Origin of the sequence: Psychrobacter sp. NPDC064578 (assembly GCF_044901245.1) — a bacterium.
Classification (GTDB): domain Bacteria; phylum Pseudomonadota; class Gammaproteobacteria; order Pseudomonadales; family Moraxellaceae; genus Psychrobacter; species Psychrobacter cibarius_C.
In genome coordinates this window covers 303,571-316,459 of sequence record NZ_JBJDPI010000004.1, presented here as the reverse complement: position 1 = coordinate 316,459, position 12,889 = coordinate 303,571, and the positions used below count along the sequence as shown (strand labels likewise).

14 protein-coding genes, 1 tRNA gene and 1 pseudogene are annotated in these 12,889 nt (G+C 44.7%); 5 read left to right on the top strand and 11 right to left on the bottom strand.

Features of this window, described 5'->3' with window-relative positions; genetic code table 11:
- The first annotated feature begins 18 nt into the window (after nucleotides 1–18).
- From ACI2JM_RS06640 to ACI2JM_RS06620, 5 genes are all read left to right on the top strand, one after another.
- The gene (locus tag ACI2JM_RS06640; protein WP_404643043.1) at nucleotides 19–540 is read left to right on the top strand and encodes a hypothetical protein; all 522 of its coding nucleotides are present in this window, start codon (nucleotides 19–21) and stop codon (nucleotides 538–540) included.
- Between the two features lie 69 nt (nucleotides 541–609).
- Nucleotides 610–1,395 carry a hypothetical protein gene (locus ACI2JM_RS06635; protein WP_404643041.1) on the top strand — a complete coding sequence of 262 codons (786 nt, stop codon included), beginning with the start codon at nucleotides 610–612 and terminating at the stop codon, nucleotides 1,393–1,395.
- Between the two features lie 67 nt (nucleotides 1,396–1,462).
- Nucleotides 1,463–1,538 (top strand) — tRNA-Arg (locus ACI2JM_RS06630).
- 162 nt (nucleotides 1,539–1,700) lie between these two features.
- Nucleotides 1,701–2,501 carry a tyrosine-type recombinase/integrase gene (locus ACI2JM_RS06625; RefSeq protein WP_404643039.1) on the top strand — a complete coding sequence of 267 codons (801 nt, stop codon included), beginning with the start codon at nucleotides 1,701–1,703 and terminating at the stop codon, nucleotides 2,499–2,501.
- Nucleotides 2,408–2,905, top strand: a complete 498-nt coding sequence (locus ACI2JM_RS06620; RefSeq protein WP_404643037.1) for a tyrosine-type recombinase/integrase — start codon at nucleotides 2,408–2,410, stop codon at nucleotides 2,903–2,905. The genes ACI2JM_RS06625 and ACI2JM_RS06620 overlap by 94 nt, the downstream gene beginning before the upstream one ends.
- A 144-nt stretch (nucleotides 2,906–3,049) precedes the next feature.
- Here the strand turns inward: ACI2JM_RS06620 and ACI2JM_RS06615 are convergent.
- The 11 genes and pseudogenes from ACI2JM_RS06615 to ACI2JM_RS06565 form a co-directional block, all read right to left on the bottom strand.
- Nucleotides 3,050–3,487 (bottom strand): annotated as a pseudogene (locus tag ACI2JM_RS06615) (lysozyme).
- Nucleotides 3,488–3,738: 251 nt separating this feature from the next.
- A complete protein-coding gene (locus tag ACI2JM_RS06610) occupies nucleotides 3,739–4,131 on the bottom strand; it encodes a hypothetical protein (protein ID WP_404643035.1) in 393 nt (130 codons plus the stop codon).
- A 50-nt stretch (nucleotides 4,132–4,181) separates the two neighbouring features.
- Nucleotides 4,182–9,692, bottom strand: coding sequence for a tape measure protein (locus tag ACI2JM_RS06605; protein ID WP_404643033.1), 5,511 nt, complete (start codon nucleotides 9,690–9,692; stop codon nucleotides 4,182–4,184).
- 71 nt (nucleotides 9,693–9,763) lie between these two features.
- Nucleotides 9,764–10,081 carry a hypothetical protein gene (locus ACI2JM_RS06600; protein WP_404643031.1) on the bottom strand — a complete coding sequence of 106 codons (318 nt, stop codon included), beginning with the start codon at nucleotides 10,079–10,081 and terminating at the stop codon, nucleotides 9,764–9,766.
- Between the two features lie 19 nt (nucleotides 10,082–10,100).
- Entirely contained in the window at nucleotides 10,101–10,337 is a 237-nt protein-coding gene (locus ACI2JM_RS06595; protein ID WP_404643029.1) for an LITAF-like zinc ribbon domain-containing protein, read from the bottom strand.
- A 12-nt stretch (nucleotides 10,338–10,349) separates the two neighbouring features.
- Complete coding sequence (locus tag ACI2JM_RS06590; protein ID WP_404643028.1) at nucleotides 10,350–10,925, bottom strand: hypothetical protein; 576 nt, start codon at nucleotides 10,923–10,925, stop codon at nucleotides 10,350–10,352.
- Between the two features lie 54 nt (nucleotides 10,926–10,979).
- Nucleotides 10,980–11,114, bottom strand: coding sequence for a hypothetical protein (locus ACI2JM_RS06585; RefSeq protein WP_318260515.1), 135 nt, complete (start codon nucleotides 11,112–11,114; stop codon nucleotides 10,980–10,982).
- A gap of 2 nt (nucleotides 11,115–11,116) precedes the next feature.
- A complete protein-coding gene (locus tag ACI2JM_RS06580) occupies nucleotides 11,117–11,539 on the bottom strand; it encodes a hypothetical protein (protein ID WP_404643027.1) in 423 nt (140 codons plus the stop codon).
- 158 nt (nucleotides 11,540–11,697) lie between these two features.
- Nucleotides 11,698–11,979: a hypothetical protein gene (locus ACI2JM_RS06575; protein ID WP_404643025.1), complete on the bottom strand. Its 282-nt coding sequence runs from the start codon at nucleotides 11,977–11,979 to the stop codon at nucleotides 11,698–11,700.
- Nucleotides 11,980–12,042: 63 nt separating this feature from the next.
- The gene (locus tag ACI2JM_RS06570) at nucleotides 12,043–12,276 is read right to left on the bottom strand and encodes a hypothetical protein (RefSeq protein ID WP_404643023.1); all 234 of its coding nucleotides are present in this window, start codon (nucleotides 12,274–12,276) and stop codon (nucleotides 12,043–12,045) included.
- A 3-nt stretch (nucleotides 12,277–12,279) separates the two neighbouring features.
- Nucleotides 12,280–12,873 carry a hypothetical protein gene (locus ACI2JM_RS06565; RefSeq protein WP_404643021.1) on the bottom strand — a complete coding sequence of 198 codons (594 nt, stop codon included), beginning with the start codon at nucleotides 12,871–12,873 and terminating at the stop codon, nucleotides 12,280–12,282.
- Nucleotides 12,874–12,889 lie beyond the last annotated feature (16 nt).

Sequence of the window (12,889 nt, the reverse complement as noted above, 5' to 3'; positions counted from 1 at the left end):
ACGGAATAACTTAATACTATGCCTTTGCGTCCCATTGATGCCATTTTCGTTCATCCTAAACGACGTTTATATGTTGTATACTATCGCGGTGAATTGTGGCAATTGCCACGTATGAAAATTGACGACAGATCGTGGCAAAACAGACAGCCCTATACTGATGACAGTCGCTCGCTTTATTTGAGCATCCATCAAGCCATTAACGACCCCATACTTGCACAAAAACTGCGAACATTGAATCTGCCTGTCGCGGTGCGTGGGAGCACGTTGCCACGCTTTGAAGCATGGTGGGAAGCCCATGGTTTTGAATGGCTTAAAGACAAACTTACGATGGGCGAATCGCCATTGGCTGCACACCAAATAAAAGCCATTGACAACGATGTTACCTCCCCTTCAAACGATCAACCTGTGCTACCCAATCAAAATAGTACAATGTGTCATAAGAATACTAGCGAGAAAAAACTTTTACCTGATTCAGAAACCGATGTTTTTGCAGATATGCTGGCGGACTTAGCAGATGAAGTGTTACACCAACAGCTTTAAAAATAATACGTCACTCACCGCATTTTATGTAAACTTGACACAAACCCATTAAGAGAAGAGCAGTAACATATGAGAGACTACAAGCTGCTACTGGCTGGGCTAATTTTACTGCTGCTGATAATCTTTATTGCAATCTTTACGTGGTTATGGAGCAGTAACCGTAAAAATATAGATCCCCTACCGATCATGGCAAATGCAAATGAGTCGTCAGCCACCACTCAAGACGAGGTAAATACCCTCACCGACAGTACGCTGTATATAAAGGCTGAAGAGGATTTACAAGCACCCTTGGACGATATCATCGTTAGCTTCGAATCTCGTTATCCTCATGTGCAGGTTGTGCCAAGTTATGTACCCGCCAGCGACCTCTTAACATTATCAAACGCCAATCCTAGCCATGATGAACGCTCAGAATTAGACATGATCATCGCTAACGACAGTCTATCTGTAGACCGTCTGACACCGTTACAAGCAGAGCTAAAAGCGGCTCAAGATAAGATAAACCAAGACAAAGCAAATATCAGCAATACTGATGATAAAAAAGTAGATACTGCTGGGACTGATGCCATTGAGACTGACAATGCAGAGGCACGTACCCTAAATTCTTTCAGCTATGCATTGAGAGACAAGCAAGCGCTTGAAGGGGTTATTTTGACAGAGAATACTGCTGCTATTAACTTCCGTAATTTTTTACTTTCAAGCACGGGACAAGATATATTAGAAAAGTACGATTATTATAATATCGAAGGTTATAAAAACAGTGTGAATGACTTGTTTAATCCAACATCACGTGCACAAGAAGCAGCAAATGCCAACACTGTGAATGTCGCTGATGCCTTAAGTAATGGCAAGTAATGATAAAATCTTTATATTTTGTTGATTGCTTTTATGAGCGATTTTTCCTACAATGTTCCTCTATAATGCGCCTATAGCTCAACAGGATAGAGCAGTTGCCTCCTAAGCGATCGATCCGAGTTCGAGTCTTGGTGGGCGCACCAACAAATATGTTTTTAGTTTACTTTAAAGCCCCTTAGCCCTTTGGTTATGGGGTTTTTTCTTGCTTAGACGTTTTTAGCTGTCTTTAGTTGTCTTTATCTCTACGTTAAATGACGGTATTATTGACGGTATTCGCCGATACCGCCAAATAGGATACCGTCAAAATGGCTAAAATCATCAAGCCGCTAACAGATTCGCAGGTAAAACAAGCTAAACCACAAGACAAGCCTTATAAGCTAGCTGACGGCGGTCGCCTTTATTTGTATGTCAGTAAGTTGGGCACCAAGTCATGGCGCATAAATTATGTCCGGCCCATAGGTAAAAAAAGAGCCACTATCACATTGGGCCTTTATCCTGACGTTTCACTAGCCCAAGCCCGTGAGCAGCGCAAACAGATACGGACCATGTTAGCTGAAGGCGTTGATCCACAGCAGCAGAAAATTGATGATGAACGCGAGCAAGAGCTACTATCTAACAATACGTTCGCAGCGATTGCAGATGACTATATGAGCCGCAAGCGCAACGTAAGCCCTGCTACTATCACAAATAACAATAGGCAGCTTAAACGGCTGAACAAACACATTGGCGATATGATCATTACTGATATTAAACCGATTGACGTATTAAATGCGTGTCGGACCGCTGAGGCGCAAGGTTACTATGAGACAGCGATTAAGATGCGGACCATTGCGGGCCAAGTATTTAGATATGGGGTCCAAACAGCCAGATGCGAGCGTGATGTAACCCAAGACTTGATAGGCGCGTTACAAGCACCAGTGACCACTCACCATCCAACAATTACGGACCCAAAAGAGTTGGGTGTGCTGCTGAATGCGATTGATAGTTATGAAGGTAGCTGCGCTCTGGTGAATTGCGTTATGCGCTATGGGATGACCTCGACCTTGATGCTGGTACTTGGACCTTTACGCCTCGTAAGACTCAAAGACGGACTGGACTATCATTAATCGTACCATTGCCAACACAAGCTATTGCGCTGATCCGTGAGCTATCACTACATGCTCGCAGCAAATATCTATTTCCTGCTATCCATACCACCGTACAGCCAATGTCTGAGAACACGATGAATCAGGCATTGAAACGCCTTGGCTATGATGGGACCAAGCAAACGGTCCACGGATTTAGGACTACTGCTAGAACACTAATTGTTGAGAAATTGAAATACCCTGAAAATTTGGTTGAAATGCAGTTGGGCCACAATGTTAGGGATATGCATGGACGTGCTTATAATAGGACCATATTTTTAGATGAACGACGGAATATGATGCAAAAATGGGCTGACTATTTAGACCAAATTAGACCAGTTACCGAGGAATCCTCGCATACTCAGCTATCCGGAATTTCCGGATAGTTCAAAACCTAGACACAAAAAAACAGCCCATCCGAATTAACGAATGGGCTTTATCAGCTTTTTCTGCGCTACTTATCGCGAATGTTCACACATGGCAGCAAAGCCTACTTAGCTATTATAGCAGCTAAACGTAGCTAGATGCGGCTAACTATCAAACAATTCTTGCTCGTTTTCTCTGCGAGTCACTAAGCCGTCAAGTTTTTTGCCGTTGTCGTAAACCCAGCGCCCGAACTGACCAGATGCACCTTTATAGTCTTTTGCATTAAGCAGCTTTAATAATGTTGATTGACTTACTTGCCCTTCGCCAAGATTATAAATAAAAGAGCATAGGGCATCAAACTGACCTTGCGTCAGATCCACTTTAACCAAACGCTTGATAACAGGGTAAGTCATACGCACCAAGTCGGCTTTGAGTAGCTATTCAGCCTGAGCGTTTGTGATAGTCAGACCTTGATATACTTTCATACCACCAGCAGCTGACGTGTGACCATAGCCAATCGTCCATACCTTGCCAGTGTCTTGATATGCTTTTAATCGCAAGCCTTCGCTGAGCTTTAGATGCTCAATACCTTTTTCTGACATAGCGCGATCTAGTGTATCTGCCTCGTCATCGATATCATGGCCATTAATCGACCAACCTGTTAATGCTGCTACAGAAGATGGCAGCTCGTCAGCCTTAACCACGCTCAAAACTTTCTTGGCACCATCAACTTGAATTTGTGATAATTGCTTAGGTTCTTGATTCTCTCGCACCCAATCGAAAAATTCACTGTCTTTCATTTATTTAGCTCCAAAAAAAGCCCCAATTAAGGGGCTATATTTAATACCGATGATTATTTTCCAAAAATTGCAAACGCTGCGTCTTTAACTTCTTTGATGATTTCTGCTATCGACTTACCTTGCATGAGCGCAACCGATTGATAAATGATTCCGATTGCAAGCATTCCGAATACTGCCCACATCAGCATGATTAATCCATGAACTGTGACGCTGTAATCTTGCCACTGCATGATCTCGATATGAGCACTACCGCCGACGAGCGAGATAGTTACAGCAATGACAAACTTAATCATCGCTGCTACGCTGACTTGTATTTTCCCATCTCTACCAATGTCACCTGATAGCATCAAGCCAAACACCGCGCCTACCACAGCGATCAGTATTTTTGGCATAAACGCCAACAGTTTTAATATAATTAGATCTATAAATGGCGTGTTGTTTGGCATAAGCCTTCCTCAAATTTTAGATAATAAAAAACCACTCGAGTGAGTGGCTGTTAGTAACCTGCGATTGCTTTACTGTCTTGTAATTCTTGCATCATGCGCTCAAACATACCTGCTTGCGACTCAGATACACCTACATCTACTGACTTACTTCCTAGTATGAATTCCACCTTGTAATTCTTAGCGCCAATAGTATTGTTACCCGTATCATAATTTTGCGGTCTGTTTAGATTGCTAACAGCTTGTAGTACTGAATCAGGCAGCTGGTTAAGACTTGCCTCGTACTTACTGCGCCTTGACTCATCAGTCCTTGCTTTCTCTGCAATCTCAAGCAAATACATTGATGCTGTTTTAAATTTACCTAAGTCAGCATTAGTTAATATTTGCCCATCTTTATAGCCCCGTAGCTCACCAAAGTTGAGAGCGCCGCTATCCTTACCTGATTTTACGTATAGCTTACGAGCTTCCTCGGCTGCTCGCTCTGCACTCAGTCCCGCCGATTTTAAAAAGTTTTCAACGCCTGTTTTTGATCCAAACTGATTGCCCTCTGCTGGCGCTTTCTCGGTGCCATAAATCCGTAAATTTTTAAGCGCCTCATCACCACCAGCTACCGCTTGTGCTTCTTTAACCGCTTTAATCTTTGCTTGCAACTTATCGTAAGCGGATGATGCCTCGTTTGCAGCGCGTACCATGGCATTACCAGCACTGCCTGAGCTGCTAGATATGCCATCGTAAGCTGTGCGGATGTTGTTGACTGACGTTGTTACTTTGTCGTTTGCCGTCTTAGTCTGACCCATTTTTTCAAATGTGACACGACCCTGTTCATCAACTGCGACAGTGACACCGCGTTCGGCTGCCATGCGCTTAGTGACCGCATCAACGACACCATTATTTGACGCAATATTAGCCTTTGCTGTTTTTTCAAACGATTCTTCTAACTGCTGAGCTGTAGCTTTGCCGTCTTTCTTGATGATGTCGTAAGACTCAGTGAACGCACCTGCCTGCTTAGCCAGCTCCTCACGCGTTTTTAATCCTAATACGCCATAAGCCTCTGCCACCGAGTTGATACCGTCCGTCAGCTCATCAAGCTTGGTACGTGACAAATCAAGACCGTCTGCCAGCTCTTGACCGGTTATCTTGCCCTCCTTGCCTAATACCTTCCATTGCTCAATAACGTAATCTAGTTCAGTCGTATTGCTCGCCTTATTGGTCATTTCAGTAAGCGTTCCAACCACAGCGCCGCCAGCGTCATAACCCGCTTCCTTCAGGTCATCAAAACCACTAATAAGCTCATCAAGCCCTTCACTGGATTTAACAAACTCTTTTGATAAGCCAATACCTACCGCGCCCGCTAATTCGTCAATCTGCTCTTTGGTTCGCTTGCTGGCTAGCGTCGACTTATCAGCCTGCATTACTAATATGCCGCCTGTTTCAGTCGCTTGTACCGATAGAGCTGCGGCACGCTGTATGTCAGCTAAGGTAGCGCCATTGGTTTTCTGTAGTTCCGCGTTAGCATATTCAGCAAACCTTTCAATATTTTGCTGTAGCTGCTTATCAAGATTTTCGTACCTGGTCTTAGCGATGTTAGCGCCGAACTCCATTTGCTGACCGGTGATCAACCCCTGATTAGCCATCGCTTGTAGCGACAATAAGATGTCATCAACAGCTTCTTTGGTGTTTGCCTTGTGTATGGCATCTGTTAGCGATAGCTCGATGCTTTTACCTGACTCCTTAGCCTTTAGCGCAACCTCCGCAAAACTCTCGCCTACGCCCAAATAAGCCGCTTGCACCTGCTTTGCAGACTCAATAGATATATCGCCTGTCTCACTGATGGCGGCTTGCAAGCCCTTGCTGGCAAGAAGCAGTCTATCCTCGTCACTAACAATCATGTCATTAGCGCGAATCCTGTCGGTCACCATCTTAACAAGCTGACCTTCAATCGCTTCGGCTGTGGCTTCACCTTTTGCAATCATCACGTTATAGGCTGCTTCCGAATCTGCTGCCATTTCTGTAAACCGCTCTTTTGCGCCCTCAGCGGCGTTGAGCAAGGCTTTCTCTGTACCAGACTCGAACTCCATTGCTTTTTGATGCGCCCTATCTAATGCCTCAGAAGCTCCTTTGTCTAAAGCCTCGGCAAGATCAAGGATTGCTTTCTTACCTTCACCAAACGTGAGCGACGCATAGAAGCGCGTTGCAGCAGCAGCCCATTCAAGAATAACCCCTGTAAAGAGGTCTCCTGTAATCACCAAGCCCTTAATGCCATCGCTGATGGCGCCGACAAAGACGTTGACCCCGTGAAGACTTGCTGTGATAAGCCCGATTTGCTCAGCAGCATCTTCCGACCCGCCAGCGATTAAGTTAATCACCTCAGTGATACTATCGTAAGTTTCTTTTATGCGCTTTCCAACGGTTACAACTGCCTCAATCGTGTTCTCAAACGCACCTGTTAATGCAGCGATAAAACTAGGGTCTAAATCTTCAAGGTTATCGCCAATATAGCTTATCGCCTCCGCAAGCTTGGATGTTTGATTGAGAGAACCGTCAATCTCACCAACGAAGTTAAATATTTGGTTTTTAACCACCTGCAAAGAGTTGCCAACCGTGGTTGATAACGTGCCAAACTCATCGCTAATAGCCTGTCCTTGATCTCGAACCGCACCAATGACGACTTCAGATGTTAACTTGCCATCACCAGCCATCGCTCGCAATTCGCCACGAGTCACACCAAGACCATCTGCCATAGCTTTAGCTAATCGTGGTGCTTGCTCCATGATTGAGTTAAATTCTTCACCTCGTACGACGCCTGATTGGAGTCCTTGAATCAACTGAATGATTGCGGCATCAGCACTGGCAGCGCTACCGCCTGATAATTTAATAGCCTCGTTGATTGTACGTGTGACGCTTAGTATTTGGTTCTGCGATAGGTTCATAGACTCAGCTGAGGCTGATATTTTGGCAAACAACTCACCTGTTGACTCAACGCTACTAAACGTCTCGTTAGCAAGCTCTTTAACGCCATCAAAACCAGTAACGAACGCTGCACCAGCACCAGTCGCTAACTTGATACGCGCCTCAAGGGTTTTAAAAGCATCCGCCGTTTCGATAATCTCAGAAACGCCGATACCTAGCCCAGCCGCCGCAAGTAACCCTTGTAGACCACCAAAAGCACCTCTTAATCTATTAACGTTGTTGCCTAGACCACCAGCACCTTGACTAACCCTTTCTTGCGTGTCATCAAGTCCGTTTAGTTCGCGCTCAAGCCATCTGATTTGCTCCTCTGCTTGACGGGTCACACGGTCAATCTCAGCAGCAGGACGACCACTGTTGTTTTGAAACTCAACCAATGATCGACTGATCTGATCAATTTCACCGCGTATCGTTTCAGGCACTCTGATGTTTGTCATGCGATAGATAGCATTACGTGCATTATCAGCAGTGCTAGACGCTCTGTTCATAGCGCCTGACAGCTCATTCGCAAGGCTTACACTGGCGCTGCGCGCATCATTCAGCTCTTGTTCTAGACGATTGATGCTAGCTGCTGCCTCGGCAATTTCTTGAGGACTGGCACCAGTGTTATTTAAGCGCTCAGCCGCCAATCTTGCTTCGTCAAGCTCAATGCCTAATCGCTGCGCCTCTGCTTGAGCTTGTGCTATATCAGCAGGTGACGCGTTTGTCTGACCTAGGGTTCTTGCCTCTGTTCGAGCCTCGCCTAACTCGTTTTTAAGTGCTGCGACTTTAGCCTTAGCTTCTGCAATTTCAGCAGGACTGGCATTAGTTTCTGATAATCGCTTAACCTCATCGCGTGCAGCAGACAGCCCACCTTTAAGCTCATTAACTTTAGCTTTTGCCTCAATCAATTCAGCGGGTGAGCCGCTGGTCTGGTTAAGCTGTCTTGCCTCTGTTCGAGCACCTGATAAGTCTTGACTGAGTGCTGCAACTTTAGCGCGTGCTTCAGCAATCTCAGCTGGTGACGCACTTGTCTGGCTTAGCTGTCGCACTTCGTCACGAGTAGCGCCTAATGTAGCTTTAAGTGCCTCAACCTTGGCTTTTGCCTCAGCAATATCCTCTGGACTGGCATTTGATTGACCGAGTAACTTAACCTCGTTTTTAGCATTTACTAAGCTATCGCCAAGCTCATTTACCTTAGCTTTAGCGGAAGCTATATCTTCTGGCGTACCGCGTGTTTGTGATAGCAGCTTGACCTGCTCCTTTGCCTCTGTGATGCTAGATTTTAGGTTGTTGAAATCAGTCTTAGCTTGCGCTATGTCTTCAGGCGTACCTTTGGTTTCGCGCAGACGCTTAACTTCGTCTTGTGTACCTGAGATATAGGCTGTTAGCGCCTTAACTTTATTTTGTGCCTCCTCTATATCTTCGGGGCTTGCTTTGCTATCACGTAGCAGCTTAACGCTATCTTTAGCCAAGCCAAGCTCGTCTTTTAGGCTTGTAATCTTAATCTTAGCGTTCTCGATATCCTCGGGTGTGCCCTTAGTTTGAGACAGCTCCTTTACTTTTTGCTTAGCAGCGTCAACACTTAAACCTAAATCATTGACACGGTTTTTCGCCTCGGCGATATCCGCAGGTGTGCCAACAGTACGTGATAACTCGGTTACTTTTAGCTTAGCATCATCAATGCTTGAGCCCAGTAGATCGACTTTTGCTTTGGCTTGTGCGATATCGCTGGGCGTGCCATTGGTACGGCTTAACTGCTCGACATTTAGTCGTGCTGCATCCAGACTGCTACTGACGCTATCAATACGCCCCTTAGCGTCAATGATATCAGCAGGAGTACCGTTAGTCCGTGCTAGACGCTCAACATTTAATCGAGCCTCATCAACCGCGCTCGATAAGCTATCGATCTTAACTTTAGCTTGCTCGATTTGCTCAGGTGTACCATTGGTTTGCGATAGAGCAAGCACCTTAGCGCGAGCTTCTGCTAAGCTGCTATCTAGATTGTCGACCTTGCCTTTAGCGCTGTCTATATCGCTAGGCGTGCCTCTGGTCTGTGACATCTGCGTCACTTTTTGTCTAGCTTCATCAAGACTAGCGCCTAATGTATCAACTTTGGCTTTCGCTGCTTCAATCTGTGCCGGTGTACCATTAGTTTGCGATAACGGCTCAACCTTTAATCTTGCTGCTGCAACACTATCGCCAAGCGTATTTACCTTAGCTGCCGCTTCTGCCAATTGTGCTGAAGTAGCAGGTGTATTACCAAGTCTTTGCGCTTCTGACCGTGCAACCTCAAGTTGTCGAGCCAAGCGAGTAACTTGCAATGCTGACGCTTGCATTGCCGTCTCAACTTGCTCACCTGATAGATTTGCGCCTGCACCCATCTGGCGTAATTGGTCAGCTGTTGCGCGTATCTCGGCTGTCAGTCTGTCCGCACTAAAATTATTAAGCCCTGATAGCATGGTTGATGCTCGCTGAGTATCAGTATTCATCTGATCAACATTGCGCTTTACAGACTGAGCGTAATCAGTAAACTTGTCGCGCGCTTGATTGACACCTTGATTAAACTTCTCGTTTAACAGTCTAAGCTGTACGCTAAAATCCAAATCACCAGCCATAGTCTTACCTCAAATTTTGGGCATAAAAAAAAGCCCACTAATTAAAGTGAGCTTGTTAATTTATTCGTTGTTTATTTAAAGACACTTGCCCTATCTGGTTTTGGTAGCTTACTGTTTTTAATGTACCGCTCATCAATGTGGTAGCGATTCAGGCTATCACAATCAATAAAGACGACTGGCTTTTTACCTGCTGTGCTTTTGTTTTCCGACAATCCAGCGTAGATCATAATTTCATTTTGTGCTTTTCTGCCAACCAAGTGCACAGCTTTATCTAATAATTGGTTAATGCGATCGAACCCATCATCGCCCCAAACTTCATGAGCTTTTGGCCATTGTTCGGGCGTCATGTAATTCATATCTAATAACATCTGCTCTTTTGCGACCTTCATTACCCATCCCTCCCTTGTTTTAAAGCCAGTTACCAGCCTTTTTATCTTCTATCATTTCTTTTCCGCACTGGCTGCAAGTCCAAACACTGCTACCGCCACTTTTCATAAACAACATAACAAGTAACCATAACCCCCCTGTCACTAACACTAAGATAATATGCATTATCCAGTTTCGACTTTTAACATTGCGATAAAATAATGTCGTCTTTTGCTCGCGCGGGCAAAATATGAGTTGCTGATCTACTTTATTGGCCATGCCATCACTCGCTTAAAACTTCATTTGATTAACATCATAACCGCGCAAATCAAAGTTGGCATTGAACGGCTCAGACAGGCCAATAACAGGTAGTCTTACGATAGCTCTATTTGATGTCGTAAATTTATTGAACAACTGACTTGCTGTGAAATCATTAACCGGTACGATAACACCATCAATACTATTACGCATCTCATAGCTCGCTTGATTACCGTCAAAATTCATACTTACTCTGCATGATGGTGTGCACGATAAGTTTGAATTCACAAAAATCACTACTGAGCTAGTTACAGCTCCACTACTGCTTTTGCGCTTTTCGAGCTCAATCCAAGGTGTATGTTTTACATTGCTAAACTGGGGATCGTAAAAGAAATTAAGCGCATAATTATTTGCTCTCAATGAAAATATGCCACCACTATTACCTGTAGATGAATACTGCCACCGTGTTTTTTCGCCCGCATCTGGATTATTGGGCTGAGTAACTGTATTCCCAATGCCGCCGCCAGGTCTAGCAGCATCAATAGTGTCATACCCACCACCGCAACCACTTAGCGTCAATGCCAGACATACAGCCAATAGATTTTTCACAGCCAACCCCTAAAATGTTATTTACTCAATCTTAGTTGATTGTGCTTTGTTGCGCTAGTCTTTCATAAACTCTTTCCAGCCTTTTACATCAGCTTGCGATACTCGCATAGCGACTGCCATATCTTTGATTTTCTGCTGATGATCTTTAGCAAATGCCTTGGACAAGCCCCACCATTCACCGAACGCCATATCTAGGACGTCGGCTTCTCTAAATCCGATTTTGTAGAATGGTAGTAAGCTGTCGAACCAAGTAGCGCCAGTTGTGCTCCCAACTGTTTTAGGGGCATGAAAATCTGACGCATAAAAAAATCGCCACTATGGGCGACGACCTCCTGCATAACTGTCAGCATTTCAAGCGGCTCAAGCTCTCGGTAAAATGTGGGAGGTTGGTCTGTCAGTGTTGAGGCTAAGACAACCGTTTCATCTGTATAGCTGCCAATGAGTGCCAATAGCTCACTCTCAGGCATGCCCTTATTGGCTTTTACGATACGCTCAAACTCAGCGACAAACGGCGTAAAAGCCCGTGTCACTTCGTTTAAGTTTTTAACTTTGACGCGCTTAATAGTAATATCAGTATCAGCGACACGGATCACTTTATCTGTCTTGTCTGTCATAGGAATCCTTTTATTTTAGTTAATAAAAAACCCTCGATTAAGAGGGTTAATTGGTTTATTTATTTCATAATAATAGCGTTTTTTTTGTTGGCCAAAATTATAACTTTTGGCTCAAAAAGTATATTCTCAGGCACTATTAATGCACTTCGCTTCCTGTTTTATTTCTCTTCAGCTTTGGCCTCTTGCTCTTTTTGTACAGCAATAGCATCCCCAACTGTCATACCTTCTGGAAGCATCCCAACTGTTAACGCAAAAAGATTTTCTCCAACAAACTCTAATATTAGGCGCTCATCTTCGCCTTCAAGCTTACTTTCCATCTGTGCTTGAAAGTCGTTAATTTCTTTTGAATTTTGCGGCAACTCAATATTCATAGGGTCTGAGCAACCTGATAGAGATAATACGCCTAATAATACTGCAATCATTAGTTTCTGATTTTTCATTACGAATACCGATCAGTTGATTTTAACTAACTTTAACCGATTAGCTAAATTTGAGCAACAATATCAAACATCAATCTCTACATAGGGTAGATTGGGCGCATCGCTTACAATCTGCCCATCACGGATAAAAACCTTTGATTGCAGCTCGTAAGCGGCGCTTGATTGTACCACCGCAACACCGCCACCTTGCATGGTGACGGTATAAGTTGAGCCAGTGCGAGCAGTGACGGTCGCAAGCTGCTTAGCCCCCTGCTCTGTCACGCCTTTAAATAACGCCCATAAGTTGCCACTAGCCATAATCTACCCTTTATCAAAATGACGCTCAACATCGATGCTCTGATCAATCTCTAGCGCTCGATTGCTCGATAGACGACCTGTGATAGTCGTGCCTCTGACCATTCCTACCCATTGCTCACCATCGTTGACCTCAATCAAAGTCGATGGTTTTAGCACACCGATATCTTGATGCAATGGCATTGATATACCGATGTTACCGATATCACCAGTGTCACTCAATATCGATATGCCTCGGCTAATTGCGACTGCTTGCTCGGTTATTAAGTCGCTAGCAATCATTGGCGGCTGATAACCTCCGCTAGTACCTGTGCGCTTAACCAACGCGCCTATGCTACCCTCGCGCTCACCATATACCGTCACACCATTGTAGCTAGGCTTATTGATACGACCGCGGCTACGACTGGTGATAAGCGATATTGGCAAGCTAATGCTAGGCTCTTGCGCTGCCCATTCCCAAGATGGTATCGGATAATTAGCCAGCACATGAATAATATCTTCGCTCATGTGAGCATTGATAAATCCACCTGCTGCCTCCGCTATCCATTGTAGTGAATTGATCGGTGTTCGACCTGTATAGCTGTAAGTATTGGCTGGCACATCCCAACCATTTACA